Origin of the sequence: Cupriavidus sp. UME77 (assembly GCF_014170355.1) — a bacterium.
Lineage (GTDB): Bacteria > Pseudomonadota > Gammaproteobacteria > Burkholderiales > Burkholderiaceae > Cupriavidus > Cupriavidus basilensis.
The window spans coordinates 337,910-354,110 of sequence record NZ_LZZU01000018.1; the positions used below are offsets into that span (position 1 = coordinate 337,910).

18 protein-coding genes are annotated in these 16,201 nt (G+C 67.9%); 11 read left to right on the forward strand and 7 right to left on the reverse strand.

Going from position 1 to position 16,201, the window contains the following annotated elements:
- The 3 genes from A9975_RS09015 to phnF form a co-directional block, all read right to left on the reverse strand.
- Nucleotides 1–753 (reverse strand): DUF1045 domain-containing protein, encoded by a 753-nt coding sequence (locus A9975_RS09015; protein WP_183032285.1) that lies wholly within the window; start codon nucleotides 751–753, stop codon nucleotides 1–3.
- Between the two features lie 26 nt (nucleotides 754–779).
- Entirely contained in the window at nucleotides 780–1,976 is a 1,197-nt protein-coding gene (locus A9975_RS09020; RefSeq protein ID WP_183032286.1) for an alpha-D-ribose 1-methylphosphonate 5-triphosphate diphosphatase, read from the reverse strand.
- Between the two features lie 93 nt (nucleotides 1,977–2,069).
- Complete coding sequence (gene phnF / locus A9975_RS09025) at nucleotides 2,070–2,804, reverse strand: phosphonate metabolism transcriptional regulator PhnF (RefSeq protein WP_183032464.1); 735 nt, start codon at nucleotides 2,802–2,804, stop codon at nucleotides 2,070–2,072.
- Nucleotides 2,805–3,000: 196 nt separating this feature from the next.
- On the opposite strand from phnF, the gene phnG reads away from it, so the two are divergent.
- The 8 genes from phnG (at nucleotide 3,001) to A9975_RS09065 (ending at nucleotide 9,710) form a co-directional block, all read left to right on the forward strand.
- The gene (gene phnG, locus A9975_RS09030) at nucleotides 3,001–3,519 is read left to right on the forward strand and encodes a phosphonate C-P lyase system protein PhnG (protein WP_183032287.1); all 519 of its coding nucleotides are present in this window, start codon (nucleotides 3,001–3,003) and stop codon (nucleotides 3,517–3,519) included.
- A gap of 79 nt (nucleotides 3,520–3,598) precedes the next feature.
- On the forward strand, nucleotides 3,599–4,177 hold the full coding sequence (gene phnH / locus A9975_RS09035) for a phosphonate C-P lyase system protein PhnH (protein ID WP_183032465.1): 579 nt from the start codon (nucleotides 3,599–3,601) through the stop codon (nucleotides 4,175–4,177).
- 1 nt (nucleotide 4,178) lies between these two features.
- A complete protein-coding gene (locus tag A9975_RS09040) occupies nucleotides 4,179–5,333 on the forward strand; it encodes a carbon-phosphorus lyase complex subunit PhnI (protein WP_150989345.1) in 1,155 nt (384 codons plus the stop codon).
- Complete coding sequence (locus A9975_RS09045) at nucleotides 5,330–6,241, forward strand: alpha-D-ribose 1-methylphosphonate 5-phosphate C-P-lyase PhnJ (protein ID WP_183032288.1); 912 nt, start codon at nucleotides 5,330–5,332, stop codon at nucleotides 6,239–6,241. The genes A9975_RS09040 and A9975_RS09045 overlap by 4 nt, the downstream gene beginning before the upstream one ends.
- A complete protein-coding gene (gene phnK, locus A9975_RS09050) occupies nucleotides 6,238–7,026 on the forward strand; it encodes a phosphonate C-P lyase system protein PhnK (protein ID WP_150989340.1) in 789 nt (262 codons plus the stop codon). Before A9975_RS09045 ends, phnK begins: the two co-directional genes overlap by 4 nt.
- A 2-nt stretch (nucleotides 7,027–7,028) precedes the next feature.
- A complete protein-coding gene (gene phnL, locus A9975_RS09055) occupies nucleotides 7,029–7,802 on the forward strand; it encodes a phosphonate C-P lyase system protein PhnL (RefSeq protein ID WP_183032289.1) in 774 nt (257 codons plus the stop codon).
- Between the two features lie 82 nt (nucleotides 7,803–7,884).
- Complete coding sequence (locus A9975_RS09060) at nucleotides 7,885–9,126, forward strand: alpha-D-ribose 1-methylphosphonate 5-triphosphate diphosphatase (RefSeq protein ID WP_183032290.1); 1,242 nt, start codon at nucleotides 7,885–7,887, stop codon at nucleotides 9,124–9,126.
- A gap of 2 nt (nucleotides 9,127–9,128) precedes the next feature.
- Nucleotides 9,129–9,710: an MOSC domain-containing protein gene (locus A9975_RS09065; protein WP_183032291.1), complete on the forward strand. Its 582-nt coding sequence runs from the start codon at nucleotides 9,129–9,131 to the stop codon at nucleotides 9,708–9,710.
- Between the two features lie 42 nt (nucleotides 9,711–9,752).
- On the opposite strand, the gene A9975_RS09070 is transcribed toward A9975_RS09065, so the two are convergent.
- A complete protein-coding gene (locus A9975_RS09070; RefSeq protein ID WP_174423701.1) occupies nucleotides 9,753–10,025 on the reverse strand; it encodes a hypothetical protein in 273 nt (90 codons plus the stop codon).
- A gap of 377 nt (nucleotides 10,026–10,402) precedes the next feature.
- On the opposite strand from A9975_RS09070, the gene A9975_RS09075 reads away from it, so the two are divergent.
- Nucleotides 10,403–11,542 carry an AGE family epimerase/isomerase gene (locus A9975_RS09075; protein WP_183032292.1) on the forward strand — a complete coding sequence of 380 codons (1,140 nt, stop codon included), beginning with the start codon at nucleotides 10,403–10,405 and terminating at the stop codon, nucleotides 11,540–11,542.
- A gap of 11 nt (nucleotides 11,543–11,553) precedes the next feature.
- Here A9975_RS09075 and A9975_RS09080 read toward each other — a convergent pair whose 3' ends face one another.
- Nucleotides 11,554–12,273 (reverse strand): Crp/Fnr family transcriptional regulator, encoded by a 720-nt coding sequence (locus A9975_RS09080; RefSeq protein ID WP_183032293.1) that lies wholly within the window; start codon nucleotides 12,271–12,273, stop codon nucleotides 11,554–11,556.
- Between the two features lie 363 nt (nucleotides 12,274–12,636).
- Between A9975_RS09080 and A9975_RS09085 the strand changes: the two genes are divergently transcribed.
- Nucleotides 12,637–13,245: a copper resistance protein CopQ gene (locus tag A9975_RS09085; RefSeq protein WP_183032294.1), complete on the forward strand. Its 609-nt coding sequence runs from the start codon at nucleotides 12,637–12,639 to the stop codon at nucleotides 13,243–13,245.
- Between the two features lie 30 nt (nucleotides 13,246–13,275).
- Here the strand turns inward: A9975_RS09085 and A9975_RS09090 are convergent, their stop codons facing one another.
- Entirely contained in the window at nucleotides 13,276–14,136 is an 861-nt protein-coding gene (locus A9975_RS09090) for a LysR family transcriptional regulator (protein ID WP_043354809.1), read from the reverse strand.
- A gap of 189 nt (nucleotides 14,137–14,325) precedes the next feature.
- Here A9975_RS09090 and mdtD point away from each other — a divergent pair, with 189 nt between their 5' ends.
- Complete coding sequence (gene mdtD / locus A9975_RS09095) at nucleotides 14,326–15,720, forward strand: multidrug transporter subunit MdtD (protein ID WP_183032295.1); 1,395 nt, start codon at nucleotides 14,326–14,328, stop codon at nucleotides 15,718–15,720.
- Between the two features lie 47 nt (nucleotides 15,721–15,767).
- On the opposite strand, the gene A9975_RS09100 is transcribed toward mdtD, so the two are convergent.
- Nucleotides 15,768–16,178 (reverse strand): hypothetical protein, encoded by a 411-nt coding sequence (locus tag A9975_RS09100; RefSeq protein WP_183032296.1) that lies wholly within the window; start codon nucleotides 16,176–16,178, stop codon nucleotides 15,768–15,770.
- Nucleotides 16,179–16,201 lie beyond the last annotated feature (23 nt).

Below are 16,201 nucleotides of genomic sequence, written 5' to 3' on the forward strand. Positions count from 1 at the left end.
TCATGCCGTGGCTTCCAGCAGAGCCGCGCCGGCGGCATCGGTGGTGCTGCCGTCAAAGCCATAGTGGCGGGCGGCCAGGAAGGGCGCATCCGGCGCGCTCTGCACGAACAGGCTGACGTCGCGTACCGGCATCGGCTGCAGCAGCAGCGGGCCGCTCGCGGCCTGCAGCATGGCGATGGCGCTGTCCTGCTCGGCTTGGTCGAGCAGCCCCGTGAGCGTGATGTGGAAAATAAAGGTCTCGAATGCGTACGGGTAGCCCCACGCCTCCAGCATGCGCCGGGCTGGCTCGCTCAGTTGCCCCGGCTTGCGGCGTGCCAGCTCGGCAGGGGTGGGCGGCGCGCGGAAGCTGTCGAACTCACGTACTGCTGCGTCTGCCAGCGCGTGCATGCGCGCATTGGCGCTGGCGTCGCCGCCGAGGCACCAGGCCAGGAAGCCCCGCAGGTTATGCAGCGCTAGCGGTACCGCGAAGGGCTGGCGGTCCAGGGCGAAGGCGCGCATGGCGGCGTCCAGCCCGGCGGGCGTCTGGCCGTGCGCGAGCCGGAACGGGGCCTTGAGCGTGGCGTGCAGACCATAGTGGGCCGGCGCTTCGGTCCAGCGGGCAATGTGGCGGGCAGCGTCGGGTACGGTACGCGCGATCGCCTCGCCTGTTTCGGCGCTGCGGCCCAGCCATTGCTCGCCCACCAGCCGAAAGGGCGCGGCGGGATTGAGGTAGATGGCGTAGCGGTAAGCCTGTGGCAGTGGATTGTTCGACATCGGGCTCGGCATCGTGGACATGCGGGTCAGGCCGCGCGCCGCTCGCCGCCGGCCTGCACCAGCGGGAAGGCACGCGTGGCGTGGTGCAGCACGCCGCCGACAATGGCGGCGCAGACCTGGGGCAGGGCGGGATCGCGGTCGTCGACGATGATGGCGTCGGCACGCAGGCCGGGGCTGAGCGCGCCGCGGTCGTTCATGCCGGCGGCGCGCGCCGGGTTGCGCGAGACCAGGTCCCAAGCGGCCGGCAACGGCAGCACGCCGAGCTGCGCAACGCGGAACGCGGCTTGCAGGGGCGCCGGGTAGTAGTAGTCGGAGGCAAGCACGTTGCAAAGCCCGGCGGCGATCATCTCGGTGGCGTCCGGGGCGCCAGTGTGGCTGCCGCCGCGGATCACGTTCGGCGCGCCGAATACCGCGTAGTTGCGCAGCGCGCGGGCGGCGCGGGCCACATCCACGGTAAGCGGGAACTCCGCCACGGTGCAGCCTTGCTGGTGATAGCGCTGGCGGGTGGCGGCGTCGCCGTCGTCGTGCGAGGCGACTTGCAGGCCGGCGGCGCGGGCAGCGGCAATCAGCCGGGCCACGCCTTCGGGCACCTCGCCCGCCTGCGCGGCGGCTTGCTCCAGGCGCTGGCGGAAGATGACCGGGTCGCACTCCGCACGGTCCGCGTACTGCGCCAGCTTGCGTGCGTCGTGCAGGCGGGTGGCCATCAGCGGCAGGTGGTCGTTGATGGCCAGGAAGCGCACCTTGCCGCTATCGATCCAGGCCAGCGCGGTTTCCAGCCCGGCCAGGTGATGTGCCTCGAAGCGCAGGTGCACATGGTGCTGCGCGCCAAGGGTGCCGCGCATGCGCTCCAGGCCGTCGAACATGCGCTGGGCGTAAGCCTCGCCACGCAGGCCGCCTTCCCACGATAGCGTCACGCCGTGCAGCTCGGTGGTGATGCCATGCGCGAGCAACTGGCGGTCCACGTCGAATAGCGCGCTGGTGTACGGAAAGCTCACGCCGGGGCGCGGCATCACGGCGCGCTCGAAGGCGTCGCCGTGAATATCCACGATGCCGGGCAGCACCAGCAGGTCGCCCGCATCGAGGGCCGGCCCTGCCGTGCTGGCCGGCGCCGCCAGGCAACCGTCGCGGAACGCGAAGGCGGCCGGCGCAATGCCGTTGGCGGTGAGAACGCGGCGGCCGCTCAGGCCGGCCAGGGTGGGGTGAGAGGCGTGATTGGTATCCATGCTGGCGACCTTAGCGCGGGCAGATGACAAACAGATGTCTAGACCAATTTGATCGGTAGGACGTGTGTTCCAAACGGCGGGCGATTGCGCATTTTAGTCCTGATCGGCTACGGTCAGCTGGACCCAGTCGCCGGCAAAGCGCACCACGCTGTATTGCAGCGGCGCGCCGTCCAGGTCGACGTTGAGTGCCTCCACCTGCAGGATCGGCCGCATCTTGGGCTGGTTGAGCTGGCGGGCCACCGGCGCCGTCGGCATGGCGGCGGTGATGCGCGACCACTTGCGCGTGTAATCGGTAATGCCGTAATGGGCGAACGCCTTGGAGATCGACAGGCGCGTACGCAGCTCGGCGTCCATGCCGGGAAACCGCGTGGCATCGAAATAATGCTCGGCCACGTCGATGGTGCGGGCTTCGGCCTTGCCCAGCATCTGCACGCGCAGGATGGGCGCGCTGCGCGCCAGGCCCAGGTGCTTGGCGATCTCGGGCGCGCGCAACGTTTGCGATTCCAGCACCTCGATGTGCCCGCGCATGCCCTGGCTGGCCAGGTTCTGCGAAAAACGCGTGCGCCGCCCGATGGCGTAGTCGATGGCGTGTTCCTGCACGAAGGTGCCCCGGCCTTGCTCGATGCGCACCAGCCCGTTTTGCTCCAGCTCGCCCATGGCGCGGCGGATGGTATGGCGGTTGACGGCGAAACGCGTGGCCAGCTCTGGCTCGGGCGGCAGGCGCTCGCCAGGGACATAGAGCTTGTTGCGGATGTCGAGCGCCAGGGCCTCGCCGATCTGGCGCCATACCGCAACTCCCGAGCCCCGCTCGACTTCCTGTTCCACCATCGTGTCCTGCCTTTTCGTCATCCTGCGTTAATCATTTGCGTGCTTCAATAGGATGCGATTGTGCCTCAACCTCGCCATGCCGTGCACGGGGCCAAAGCGCACCGCGGGGCGTCATGAAAGCTTCATCTGGCTGTGTTGTAGTTCGGCCATGGATGGTATTCTACATCTAAACGTATAGACGTATAGGGGATGTGAAATGGATCGAACCGATACCGAAGCGGGCGCGCAGCCGGGGGCGGCGGCCCGGCAGCAAGCGGCTCAAGCGGTTGATGCGGCTCAAGCGGCCCGCGCCGCCTGGCTGCGCGTGCTGGCTCTGGCCGCTCCGGATGCCCTGGCGCAGGCCGTGGACCGCCTCGGCGCGCTGCCGGCCTACCGCCTGCTGCGCAAGCCGGAGAGTGGCATGGCCATGGTGCGGGGGCGCGCCGGCGGCACGGGGGCGCAGTTCAACCTCGGCGAGGTCAGCGTGACGCGCTGCGCGGTCACGCTGGAGCCGGGCGTGGTCGGGGTGGGGTACGTGCAAGGCCGCACCCACGCCCAGGCGGAGCAGATCGCCGTGCTGGATGCGCTGCTGCAGTTGCCCGATTGGCATGCGCGCGTGCAGGCCGAAGTGGTCGCGCCGCTGGCCCGGGCGCGCACGGCGCAAGGCGAACACAAGGCCGCCGTGGCGGCGCAGACAAAGGTGGAGTTTTTTACCATGGTGCGTGGAGAGGACTGAGATGCCAGGCCAAACGATTGCCGCCCAGACGGCTGGATACGACAACGTGAGCCCGGGGCGGCACGGCGCGCTTGCGCCGATGCTGCTGCCCGGCTTCGACGATGCGGTGCAATCGGCGCAGCGGACCTTCCGCGCCGCGCTGCATGCCATGTCCCACCCGGGCAGCCTCGGCGGGCTGGCCGAGCCGTGCGGTGTGCCGCAGGGCTTGTCCCCGGCCTTGAGTGCGCTGCTGCTCACGCTGGTCGATAGCGATACGCCGCTGTGGCTGCCACCGCAGACGCCCGAAGGCGTGCGCGCCTTCCTGCGCTTTCACTGCGGCTGCCCGCTGGTGGCGCAAGTGGCGCAGGCGGCCTTCGTGGCGGTGCCGGCCGGCCATGCCATGCCCGATCTGATGGCTTGCGCCCAGGGCGATCCGGCGTACCCGGACCGCTCCGCCACGTTGCTGATCGAGGTCGCATCGCTGAGCGGCGGCCCCGAGGTCACGCTGCGCGGCCCGGGCATCGAGACCCACGCCACGCTGGCCGTGCAAGGCTTGCCGGCCGATTTCTGGTCCCAGTGGCAGGCTAACCATGCGCGTTTCCCGCTTGGCGTGGACGTGCTGCTGACCAGTGGCAGCGCCCTGTGCGCGCTGCCGCGCACCACCCAAGCGGAGGCTTGACATGTACGTTGCCGTCAAAGGGGGCGAGCGCGCCATCCTCAATTCGTACCGTATGCTGGACGATTACCGCCGCGGCGACCGCCGCGTGCCGGAGCTGACGCTGGCGCAGGTGCGCGAGCAGATGCCGCTGGCCGTGTCGCGCGTGATGGCCGAGGGCTCGCTGTATGACCCGCACCTGGCTGCGCTGGCGATCAAGCAGGCCGCGGGCGACCTGATCGAAGCCGTGTTCCTGCTGCGCGCCTATCGCACCACGCTGCCGCGCTTTGGCTATTCGGTGGCGCTCGATACCGGCGCCATGCGCCTGCAGCGCCGGATCTCGTCCACCTTCAAGGACGTGCCGGGCGGGCAGGTGCTGGGGCCGACCTACGATTACACCCAGCGCCTGCTCGACTTCACGCTGGAAGCCGAGCGCGACAATGCGCCGCTGCCGGCTGCGGCAACCACGCTGGATGCGCGCATGCCACGGGTGACGGACCTGCTGCGCCAGGAATCGCTGATCGAGCCGGAGACCGTGCCCGAGCACGATCCCGCGCCGCCCGACCTCACGCGAGAGCCGCTGGAGCTGCCCGCCGCCCGTCCTGCGCGCTTGCAGAACCTGGCCCGCGCCGATGAAGGCTTCCTGCTGTCGATGGGCTACTCCACCCAGCGGGGCTACGGCAACTCGCACCCGTTTGCTGCCGAGATCCGCTACGGCGAGGTGGAAGTGGAGCTGTTCGTGGAAGAGCTGGGCTTTGCCGTGACCATCGGCGAGATCGAGGTCACCGAATGCCAGATGGTGAGCCAGTTTGCTGGCAACGCGCAGGAAGGTCCGAGCTTTACGCGCGGCTACGGCCTGGTGTTCGGCTATGGCGAGCGCAAGGCCATGTCGATGGCGCTGGCCGACCGCGCCATGCGCGCCGCCGAACTGGGCGAAGCCGCCGACGCGCCTGCCAACGATGTGGAGTTCATGCTCTACCACAGTGACAACGTGGAGGCCTCCGGCTTCGTGCAGCACTTGAAACTGCCGCACTACGTGGATTTCCAGACCAATCTCGAACTGCTGCGCCGCCTGCGCGCCGAGCGTGGGCAAGCCGTGCCATCCCCAGCGCCCACGCCGCCCGGGCAAGACGCTGCCGGCATTTCCCAAGTGCTGGCGCAGGAGGCCATCGCATCGTGACCGACACCAATGCCAACACCGTCGTGCGCGACGAACACTACAACTTCGGCTACCTGGACGAATCCACCAAGCGCATGCTGCGCCGCGCGCTGCTCAAGGCGGTGGCGATCCCCGGCTACCAGGTGCCCTTCGGCAGCCGCGAGATGCCGCTGCCCTACGGCTGGGGCACCGGCGGCATCCAGGTCACCGCCTCCATCATTGGCGGCGACGACGTGCTCAAGGTGATCGACCAGGGCTCGGACGACACCACCAACGCCATCAATATCCGCCGTTTCTTTGGCCGCGTGACAGGCGTGCAGACCACCGAGCGCACCGCGCAAGCCTCGATCGTGCAGACCCGGCACCGGATTCCGGAAACGCCGCTGGCCAAGGGCCAGATCATGGTGTTCCAGGTGCCCATCCCGGAGCCGCTGCGCTGGCTGGAACCGAGCGAGACCGAGACCCGCACCATGCACGCGCTGGCGGAATACGGCGCGATGCATGTCAAGCTGTACGAGGACATCGCCCGCCATGGGCGCATTGCCACCACCTACGACTACCCGGTGATGGTCAACCAGCGCTACATGATGCGGCCGTCGCCCATCCCGAAGTTCGACAACCCCAAGCTGGACTACAGCCCGGCGCTGATGCTGTTCGGCGCGGGGCGCGAGAAGCGGGTCTACGCGGTGCCGCCCTTCACCAGCGTGAAGAGCCTGGATTTCGACGACCATCCGTTCGCGGTGGAGACGTGGGATGGCTGCTGCGAGCTATGCGGCTCCACCGACAGCTATCTCGATGAAATCATCACCGACGACGCGGGCGGGCGCATGTTCGTCTGCTCCGATACCGAGTACTGCGCCACCCGCCAGGAGCAGGGTGAGACCGGGCCCACCGGCACGCTCGCCAACGCACGCAAGGAGGCAGCATGAGCCGCACCGATCCGCACCAGCCGCTGTTGTCCGTGCGTGGCCTGACCCGCACGTGGGACGGCGTGCATGGCTGCCACGATGTCAGCTTCGATCTGTTTCCCGGCGAAGTGCTGTGCGTGGTGGGCGAGTCCGGCTCGGGCAAGAGCACCTTGCTGCAGGCGGTGTCCTGGCAGGCCGCGCCGGAGTCCGGCAGCGTTTGCTACGACACGCGCGAGCAAGGGCTGGTTGACCTTGCCACGCTGTCAGACGCCCGGCTGCGCCTGCTGGCGCGTACCGACTGGGGTTTCGTGCGCCAGAACGCGCGCGATGGCCTGCGCATGCGGGTGAGCGCCGGCGCCAATATCGCCGAACGCCTGATGGCGGTGGGCGGGCGCCATTATGGCGAGCTGCGCGAAGTGGCCGGCACGTGGATGGAAAAGATGGAGCTCGACCTGGGTCGCCTGGACGATGCGCCGACCAGCTTCTCCGGCGGCATGCAGCAGCGCTTGCAGATCGCCCGCAACCTGGTGACGCATCCGCGCCTGGTGTTCATGGACGAGCCCACCGCCTCGCTCGACGTCTCCGTGCAGGCCCGCCTGCTCGACCTGCTGCGCCGCCTGGTAGCGGACCTTGGGCTGGCTGCCATCATCGTCACCCACGACCTCGCCGTGGCGCGCCTGCTGGCGCACCGCACGCTGGTGATGCAGGGCGGGCGCGTGGTGGAAAGCGGCCTGACCGACCAGATCCTCGACGATCCGCACCATCCGTACACCCAGTTGCTGGTGTCTTCCATTCTGCAGGGCTGATCATGACGCAAGACGCCTACCACCATCCAAGCACGGCCGCCGACGCCCAGCGCATCCAGGTGCGCGGCCTCGGCAAGACCTTCATCCTGCATAACCAGGGCGGCACGCGCCTGCCCGTGCTGCAGGCCATCGATTTCGATGCTGCCGCTGGCGAATGCCTGGTGCTGGCTGGCAGTTCCGGCGCGGGCAAGAGCACGCTGCTGCGCTGCCTGTACGGCAACTACCTGGCCACCGAAGGCAACATCCGCATCCGCGACAACGACGAGTGGGTGGAGTTGACCCGCGCGCCGGAGCAACGCATCCTGCAACTGCGGCGCGAGGTGATTGGCTATGTCAGCCAGTTCCTTCATGTGATCCCACGCGTGAGCACGCTCGATGTGGTGGCCGAGCCGCTGCAGCAGCGCGGCGCCAGCGCCGACGAAGCGCGCGAGCGTGCCGCGGTGCTGCTGGCGCGGCTGCAGGTGCCGGGCCGGCTGTGGAGCCTGCCGCCCGCGACGTTCTCAGGCGGCGAGCAGCAGCGCGTGAACATTGCGCGCGGGCTGATCGGCGGCCATCCGGTGCTGTTGCTCGACGAGCCGACCGCCTCGCTCGACGCGGATAACCGCGCGGTGGTGGTGGCGCTGATCCGCGAAGCGCTGGCCGAGGGCCGGTGCCTGGTCGGCATCTTCCATGATGAAGCCGTGCGCGAGGCGGTGGCCACCAGGCTGCTGCCATTGCACCCGCCGGCTGTCATGGAGCCGGCGCCGCCCGGCAAGCTTGCGGCTGTCGCGGGCTGAGCCATTCATCCTTCTCGTATTCACTCGTTCCCAATCGTTCCCAATCGTTCCCAATCGTTCCCAATCGTTCCCGGAACCGACCATGCTTCCTGCTTACCTGACTCATGCACGGATCGTCCTGCCCGACGGCGTGCTAGCCGACAGCGCCTTGCTGATCGACAACGGCCACATCGCGGCCATCGAGCCCGATGCCGCCGCCGTGCCACGTGCCGCCCAGGTGATCGACCTGCGTGGCCAGACGCTGCTGCCCGGTCTGGTCGACCTGCATTGCGACGCCATCGAGAAAGAAGCCGAGCCGCGCTCGCGGGTGATGTTCCCGCTGGATTTTGCCGTGGCGCAGATCGATCGCCGCAACGCCGCCGCGGGCATCACCACGCCTTACCACGCGGTCTCGTTCGCCGGTAACTCGTTCGGTGTGCGCAACTTCGACACGGCCGGCGAGCTCGTGCGCGCCGTCGCCGCCTTCCGCGGCCACAGCCTGGTGGATAACCGCATCCATTGCCGCTATGAAGTCACCGACGCCAGCGCATTGCCTGTGCTGGAGCAATTGATGGAGTCCGGCCTGGTGGACCTGGTCTCGGTGATGGACCATTCGCCCGGGCAGGGCCAGTTCAAGACACTGGAGGCCTACCTGGCCTACATGATGGGCAACCACGCCATGAGCCGCGAAGAGGCCCATGCCGCCGCCGCCAGGAAACTGGTGGAGAAGGACGGCGCACTGGCCCGGGTCGAGCGCCTGCTGGCGCTGGCCGCGCGCACCGGGGTGCCGGCCGCGAGCCATGATGACGACTCGGCCCAGCGTATCGCCACCATGCATGCGCTGGGCGTGCGCATGAGCGAGTTCCCGATCAACCTGGAGACGGCGCAAGCCGCCAAGGCACAGGGGCTGCCGACCATCCTTGGCGCGCCCAACGTGCTGCGCGGCCAAAGCCAGAGCGGCTCCATGCGTGCCATCGACGCCATCAACGCCGGGGTGGCGGACTGCCTGTGCTCGGACTACCAGCCGTCCACGCTGATTGCCGCCGCCTTTGCCGCGGAACGCCTCACTGGCCTGAGCCTGCCGCAGGCTGCCGCGCTGGTCAGCGCTAACCCGGCCGCCGCTTGCGGCTTGTCCGATCGCGGGCGCATCGGGGCCGGGCTGCGTGCCGACCTGGTGGCGGTCGCCATGGTGGCCGGCCAGCCGCTGGTGACGCATACGTGGTCATCGGGCCGGCTGGTGTTTGCCGCGCGCTATCCGGCGGGCGCCGTGGTGCCTGACAGCGCGGGCGTGGTCCAGATGGCGGCGCCCGATGCACCAGGCGAACCAAGCCGCGCGGCGGCATGACCATGGCGGCCGATATTGGCAACGGGTGGGCCGAATCCCCGCAGGCGGGCAGCGTGGCCGCGGTAAGCCTGAGCGCCACGCACACCTTCAGCAAGACGGTGACGCCGGTCATCCGCCTGCTGGCCGGGCTGGGCGTGGAGGGTGACGCGCATCTGGGGGAAACCGTCAAGCACCGTTCGCGCGTGGCGGTGGACCCCAGCCAGCCGAACCTGCGGCAGGTTCACCTGCTATCGGTGGAACTGCAGGCGATGCTGCAGGCCGCCGGCCATGCAGTGGCGCCCGGCGCGCTCGGCGAGAACATCACCACGCAGGGCATCGACCTGCTGGCGCTGCCAACCGGCGCGCGGCTGCACCTGGGCGAGACCGCGCTGGTCGAGATCACCGGGCTGCGCAATCCCTGCGCGCAGATCGAGCGCTTCCAGCCGGGCCTGCTGGCGCGGGTGCTGGGTCGGGACGATGAAGGCAAGCTGGTGCGCAAGGCCGGCATCATGGGCATTGTCCTGGCCGGCGGACTGGTGCGCGCGCACGACGCGATCCGCGTGATGCTGCCGCCCGAGCCTCACCGGAGGCTGGAGCGGGTTTGAGCAGGATGCGAGGATGAGGCTACGGGTGAGGATGGAGCAGCCCTAGCGGTGCGACGCGCGGACCGTTCCGTGGTGGGAACCGTGCCAGTCGCCTGGTATGTCGGGAAAGATCTCGCACTCGCCGCGCACGATCAGCTCCACCGTCGCGCAGACGCCCTTGACGCCGCGCGGGCCTACGCAGACCAGGCTGTGCGGATGTTCCGAATGATTGGGAATGGCGTACACGCGCATCCCTTCCTGATACAGGGGATGTGCGGGCAGCCTGGCGTTGAGTAGTTCGACAAAACGCAAGGGGCTTACAACCGGCTTTTCCATCTTGCTCTCCCATGGAGCATGGGCGCGACCTCCGGCGGGCTCCGGATGGGCCGAAAGTGCTTGGAGAACGGACTGGACGGGAGGCGGGGGGGAGCCTTCCGTCCATGTCACCTGCACAAACCAGGAGTGTGGCCAGGACGCCGCGGCAGGCGCGGAATACGGCGCAAAAGCCGCTTACCGCGGCGATCGATTCAAGGGGCCACGCCGTAAGGTTAGGCGATTTACTGGCGGGATCAAGCTTGCCGTCGGCGTAAAAGAGCTAGTGGGACGAAGGCGGCACTCAGCGGCGGCCATCGCCGCTCGGGAAGGCCGGCGGGCGGGCTGAGGTATATTCCACGGGTGGCAGATACGCGCCTCCTACCGATTTCCTTTTCCGCATGAACGTTACGCCACCCCTTGCCACCGCTGGTGCTGATTCCAAGGCCGCTTCCTTCGCCGCATTGCGCGCGCACTACGATACCGTGGTCCTGCCGCTCTGGACCGGGCCGGGCTGGAACGCCACGATGCAGCTGCCCTATGAGGCGCTCTGCGGCACCGACCAGCAGCCTTTGCCGGTGGCGCGTTACCGCGCCATGGCCTGCGCGCGCCAGCTCTATGTGTTTTCGCAGTGCGATGGCCCCGATGCGGCCGCCCATGCCGCACGCCTGTTCGCATCGCTCGGGGGTCGCTTTGCCGATGGCGGGCAAGGTGGCTTCATCTACAGCATCGATGCGCAGGGACAGCCTCTGGACACCACCAAGGACCTGTACACCCACGCCTTCGTCGTTTTTGCGTGCGCGGCGTATTTCAAGCGTTCAGGCAGCACGCAGGCGCGTGCCTTGCTGGATGGCGCCACACGCCTGATCGAGGCGCGTTTCGCTACCGCGGATGGCCTGTACCATGCCGCGCTAGCGCAGGACTTTCGCCCGCTAGGCGGGCCGCCCCAGCAAAACCCGATCATGCATCTGACCGAGGCCTACCTGGCGGCATTCGAGGTCACCGGGGAGCGCCGCTATGCGGACCGGCTGGCGGGCATTGCCGCAGCCGTGCTCGCCACCTTTGTCGATCCGGCGACGGGTTGCATTGCCGAGTTGCCAATGTGCACGGATCGCGCTGGCAACCGGGTCGAGCCCGGCCATCAGTTCGAGTGGTTCTCGCTGCTTGCCAGCGCGCCCGCATTGTTCGAGGGTTCCGGGCTTGCGCAAGCGCTGGCACGCGCCTTCGTCTTTGCCATGCAGCACGGCGTTGACACCAGCACCATGGGCGTAGCCGCGGCGCTGCATCTGGATGGCTCGCCCAGAGACCCGATCCAGCGCATCTGGGCCCAGACCGAATTCGCGCGGGCGCTGGCGGTGCGCGGCGACACCGTGGCGCTGGCGCACCTGCAGGCCTGGCTGAAAGCCTACCCGGCGCGATTCCTGCACGCGGGCGGCTGGCATGAGTGCCTGTCGCCTGCCGGCAAGGTGGAGCGCGCGGAGATGCCTTCGACCTCGCCATATCACCTTGCCACGGCTTACCAGGCGCTGCCGCGGGATTGACGTCCTGGCCGTCAGCCGGCGGCGCGGCTGAGCAGGCGGTCGAACTCGCTGCGCACGATACGGTAGGACTCACCGGAAAAACCCTCCAGCCCGGCCCGGTCGATCACGGTGATATGGCCGCGGCTGTGGCGGATCATTTGCAGCTCCGCCAGTTTGCCCACCGCCTCGGTCACGCCCTCGCGGCGCACGCCCAGCATGTCGGCAATGGTCTGCTGGGTCACGTCGAGTTCATTGCACGGCGAGCGGTCCAGCGCCAGCAGCAGCCAGCGGCACAACTGCGTGGTCAGGGAGTGGTGGCGGATGCAGACGGCCGTCTGCGAGACCTGCGTAAGCAGCGCCTGCATATACAGCAGGGCCATGCGCTGCAGTGTGGGCAGTTCGGGGTAGATCGCGCGCAGCTCGCTCGCGGCAACGCGAAAGCCGGCGCCGCTCCTGCGCACTTCGATCCGGTTGGGCATGGTCTCGGCGCCGGTCAGCGCGGGCAGGCCCACCAGCCCCTCGCGGCCCACGGAGGCGAGTTCCACGGTGGCGCCGCTTTCCTGCAGCGACATCATCGAGATCACCGCCGTGCTCGGGAAATAGAGATGCCGGATGCGCTGGCCGGAGTCGCTCAGCAGTTGCCCCGTGCGCAGGTTGACGCTGTCCAGGCGTGGCAGGAGCAAGCGGCGCTCGTGCGGTGGCAAGGCGCCCAGCAAGTGATTGCCGGATAAATCCAGTTCGGTGTCGCTCATCCCGTTGTCTCCCCAAGTCGAAAGGTCGCGGCTGCTGCGCCAGCCGTTTGGTTTTTCTCTGTTCGGTATGCCACGCAGCCGGGACTTGACCCGTTAACGTATTAAGCTTCATGCGTGCGCTTGCCGACAGTGGCCGGAGGTTGGAGATCGCCACGGTATTGGGGGGATATGCTTTTGGCTGGATTCAACCCTGGGTTCATACTTTTGACGTAGGAGGGCTTAGGTGGGCTTCGGTGGGCTTAGGTGGCCCGGGCGCCGCACGGGGAGGCGGCGCACGGATCGGCGCAAACAATCTGAAAAAAACCTGTAAGTTCGTGTGGGTGGCGGCGACGAATGGGCACATTCACCCAGTTGGAGATTGCCATGTACCCGAACCTCACCACGTCGTTCACCAAGTCGCTCACCAAGTCCCTGTTCGCCGCCGCCATCGCCGGCGCCGTGCTTGCCCTGGGCAGCGCCCAAGCTGCCAGCCCGGTTTCCCATAGCGCCACCAGCGTGCGCGATATCTACAGCGACGGGGCGCGCACTGCGCCCGTGAACGCCTTCACCGATGGCGCACGAGGCGGGCGGTTCGATGCATTCACCGACGGTACCCACGCCCGCATGGTGGATCCCTTTACCGATGGCGCGCGTATCGCCGGCCTGGATCGCACTGGTCCCTCCGCAGATCCGGCACGCAGCATCGACCCGTTCGTAGACGGCGCACGCAAGCTCGATACGTTCACCGATGGCGCGCGCATCGCCGGCCTGGACCGCACTGGTCCCTCCGCCGATCCGGCCCGCAAGCTCGATACGTTCACCGATGGCGCCCGTATTGCCGGACTGGATCGCGCTGGCGTATCTGCGGATCCGGCGCGCAATATCGACCCGTTTGTCGATGGCGCGCAGAAAGTGGCTGGCATGGATACCCGCGGCGTTTCGGCGTCGCCGGCCCGCAGCTTCAACGTGTACCAGGATGGCGCGGATGCGTGAGCCGCGCGCGGCCCAATGCGCCGGGGCCGGCTACTCGTCCAGCCAGGACCCGCGCAGATCGCTCTTTTGCAGCAGTTGCAGCAACGTTTCGGCGGGCCGGCTCAGGCGGCCCGCGCGCAGCGAGATGAATTCCACCTCCGGCAGCGCCGGCAGGCTGTCGCCGTTGACCAGCGGCGACAGCCCGCGCCCGGACAGGTATTGCGCGCGCACGGTAATGCCCAGCCCGCCGCGCGCGGCGGCGATGCAGCCCGAGTGACTGCTGCTGGTGCAGACGATCTGCCAGCGCATCCCGGCCTTGGCCAGCGTATCCAGCACGATGGCACGCGTGACACTGGGCTCGGGCACCAGGATCAGCGGCAGCGGCTGGCGCAGGTCCGCCACCGTGCCGGGCCGGGCTAGCCACTCCAGCTTGCCCCTGAACAACGGAGACCCGCGCCGGTCGCCTTCGCGGCGCTTGCCGATCATCAGGTCCAGCGCGCCGGCATCCATCAGCTCGTAGAGCTTGCCGGTCATGCCGATGGTGATTTCCAGTTCCACATCCGGATGCGAGTTGCGAAATGCCGCCAGCACATTGGGCAGGGGGCCCAGCGCGAGGTCATCGGAAGTACCCAGGCGCACGCGGCCCTGCAGGCGCGGCGCATTGAACTGGGACTCCGCGCGCGCAATGGCATCCAGGATCAGCCGCGCGTGCGCCAGCAGCGCCTCGCCGTCGGCGGTCATGGTCAGGGTGTGGGTATCGCGCACAAAGAGCCGGCGCCCGACGTGCTGTTCCAGGCGTCGGACGTGGTCGCTGACGCTGGATTGGGAGAGGCCGAGCTGGCGCCCCGCGTCGGTAAAGCTGTGCGCGGCGGCTACGGTGGCGAAGGTCTTGATCCAGACAGGATTGAGCATGCCGCATTGTCATCGGATTTTCCGATGACAGTCAATATACCTAGCGGGGTTCCCGATTGGCATGGCCGGTATTAACATCGGCTGCATTCCTGGCACTGGTTTTGCCCCGATCGCTTCTTGCACGGTCCATTCCAGATGCCGCGCCGGTCATTGCCCCTGATTGCCGGCACTTGCCTCGAGACGTACCAGATGACCAGCCAAACCTCGCAAAAGGCCATGTTGTGGATTGTCGCAGCGGGCTTTTTCATGCAAACGCTCGACACCACCATCGTCAACACCGCGTTGCCCGCGATGGCGCGCAGCCTCAACGAACCCCCCCTCGACATGAAGCCCGTGGTGGTGGCCTACACGCTGACCATGGCCATGCTCACGCCGGCCTCGGGCTGGCTGGCCGACCGCTTCGGCACCCGTCGCGTGTACTTCGCCGCGATCCTGATCTTTGTGCTGGGCTCGCTGTTCTGCGCGGGTGCGCAGAACCTGGACCAGCTCGTGATTGCCCGCGTGATCCAGGGCGTGGGCGGCTCCATGCTGCTGCCGATCGGCCGGCTGGCGGTGCTGCGCAGCGTCTCCGGCGAGCAATACATCGCGGCGCTGGCCTTTGTCTCGGTGGCGGGGCAGGTCGGGCCGATCTTTGGCCCGGTGCTGGGCGGCTGGATCGTGCAGTCGGTGGCCTGGCACTGGATCTTCCTGATCAATGTGCCCGTGGGCGCCATCGGGATGCTGGCGGTCTTGCGCTACCTGCCGGACCACACCGTTGGCCGTGCGCCACCGTTCGACTTTGTTGGCTGCGGCTTGTTGTCGCTTTGCATGGTGGCGTTCTCGCTGGCGCTGGACACCCCGCACGAGGCAAGCCACGCGGCATGGAGCGGCAGCCTGTTCGCGCTGAGCCTGCTGTCCGCGCTGCTTTACATCCCGCATGCGCGGCGCCGGCAAAACCCGCTGTTCCGGCTGGCGCTGTTCCGCGAGCCCAATTTCAGCGTGGGCCTGGCCGGCAACCTGGTGTGCCGCATCGGCTCGGGCGCGGTGCCGTTCCTGATGCCGTTGCTGCTGCAGTTGCAGATGGGGTACTCCCCGCTGCATTCGGGGATGATGCTGCTGCCGGCCGCACTGGCCGGCGTGGTCGCCAAGCGCTGGATCGTGCCACTGGTCAAGCGCTTTGGCTATGACAACTTCCTGCTGGTCAACACGGTATTGGTGGGTGGCTCGATCGCCTCGTTCGCCGCGATTGCGCCGGGCTGGCCCGTGGGCCTTGCCATTGCGCAGCTCGCTTTGTTCGGGGCCACCAACTCCATGCAATTCGCTGCCATGAATAGCGTGACGCTCAAGGGTTTGAGCGTGGAAGACGCAGGCAGCGGCAACAGCCTGTTCTCGATGGTGCAGATGCTGGCAATCGGCCTCGGGGTCACCATCGGCGGCGGGCTGGTCAGCATGTTCACAGCCCAGCTGGGCGTGGCCGGCACGGCCTACCGGCTGGCGTTCTTCACCGTGGGCATGATCACGCTGCTATCGGCGCTGGTGTTCCGCCGGCTCGATGCCGAGCAATTCGGCAAGAGCCGCGGTCCGGCCAGGGTAGCCAGCCGCTGATGCGCCATGGCGCAACGCGCCGCGTCGCGCGCCGGCTTGCCCCGTCATCACTCAGTCACGCCGTTCTCATGCAGCAGCCGCTCGCACTCGTCGAGCAGGTCATGCGCAAAGGCCGACTGGTAATTGGGGTCCAGCGCTTCCATCATTTCGTGGGCGGTGTACAGCCCGGCCTCACGCGAGAGCGTGCCGGCGAGCTGGCGTGCGAACTGATCGCTCAATTGCGACAGCAAGCGCCGCTCGGCCAGCGCCAGTTGCAGCTTGGAGCGCGACAGCCACAGGCTCGCCAGGGTGGCGCCCTGCGCATCGGTCATCCATTGGCGGTGTTCGTAGAATGCCGACAAGCGCTCGGCGGCGAGCGCAAACAGCAAGGCCTTGCGGGTATTGAAATCGAGCTTGAGCGCGGGTGCTGGCGCGGGTGCGGAGGCAGAAGCAGAAGCGTCGGGGGGAGAGGTTTTCATGATGACTTGCAATCTTGCGGTGG

What these genes read in the sequence shown, in the direction of transcription:
- A9975_RS09070 (WP_174423701.1), bottom strand. Translation starts at nt 10,025, where the DNA reads ATGGAAAAGCCGGTTGTAAGCCCCTTGCGTTTTGTCGAACTACTCAAC.
- A9975_RS09085 (WP_183032294.1), top strand. Translation starts at nt 12,637, where the DNA reads ATGTACCCGAACCTCACCACGTCGTTCACCAAGTCGCTCACCAAGTCC.
- A9975_RS09080 (WP_183032293.1), bottom strand. Translation starts at nt 12,273, where the DNA reads ATGAGCGACACCGAACTGGATTTATCCGGCAATCACTTGCTGGGCGCC.
- A9975_RS09065 (WP_183032291.1), top strand. Translation starts at nt 9,129, where the DNA reads ATGGCGGCCGATATTGGCAACGGGTGGGCCGAATCCCCGCAGGCGGGC.
- mdtD (WP_183032295.1), top strand. Translation starts at nt 14,326, where the DNA reads ATGACCAGCCAAACCTCGCAAAAGGCCATGTTGTGGATTGTCGCAGCG.
- phnG (WP_183032287.1), top strand. Translation starts at nt 3,001, where the DNA reads ATGGATCGAACCGATACCGAAGCGGGCGCGCAGCCGGGGGCGGCGGCC.
- A9975_RS09040 (WP_150989345.1), top strand. Translation starts at nt 4,179, where the DNA reads ATGTACGTTGCCGTCAAAGGGGGCGAGCGCGCCATCCTCAATTCGTAC.
- A9975_RS09075 (WP_183032292.1), top strand. Translation starts at nt 10,403, where the DNA reads ATGAACGTTACGCCACCCCTTGCCACCGCTGGTGCTGATTCCAAGGCC.
- phnF (WP_183032464.1), bottom strand. Translation starts at nt 2,804, where the DNA reads ATGGTGGAACAGGAAGTCGAGCGGGGCTCGGGAGTTGCGGTATGGCGC.
- A9975_RS09100 (WP_183032296.1), bottom strand. Translation starts at nt 16,178, where the DNA reads ATGAAAACCTCTCCCCCCGACGCTTCTGCTTCTGCCTCCGCACCCGCG.
- phnL (WP_183032289.1), top strand. Translation starts at nt 7,029, where the DNA reads ATGACGCAAGACGCCTACCACCATCCAAGCACGGCCGCCGACGCCCAG.
- A9975_RS09090 (WP_043354809.1), bottom strand. Translation starts at nt 14,136, where the DNA reads ATGCTCAATCCTGTCTGGATCAAGACCTTCGCCACCGTAGCCGCCGCG.
- A9975_RS09060 (WP_183032290.1), top strand. Translation starts at nt 7,885, where the DNA reads ATGCTTCCTGCTTACCTGACTCATGCACGGATCGTCCTGCCCGACGGC.
- phnH (WP_183032465.1), top strand. Translation starts at nt 3,599, where the DNA reads ATGCTGCTGCCCGGCTTCGACGATGCGGTGCAATCGGCGCAGCGGACC.
- phnK (WP_150989340.1), top strand. Translation starts at nt 6,238, where the DNA reads ATGAGCCGCACCGATCCGCACCAGCCGCTGTTGTCCGTGCGTGGCCTG.
- A9975_RS09020 (WP_183032286.1), bottom strand. Translation starts at nt 1,976, where the DNA reads ATGGATACCAATCACGCCTCTCACCCCACCCTGGCCGGCCTGAGCGGC.
- A9975_RS09015 (WP_183032285.1), bottom strand. Translation starts at nt 753, where the DNA reads ATGTCGAACAATCCACTGCCACAGGCTTACCGCTACGCCATCTACCTC.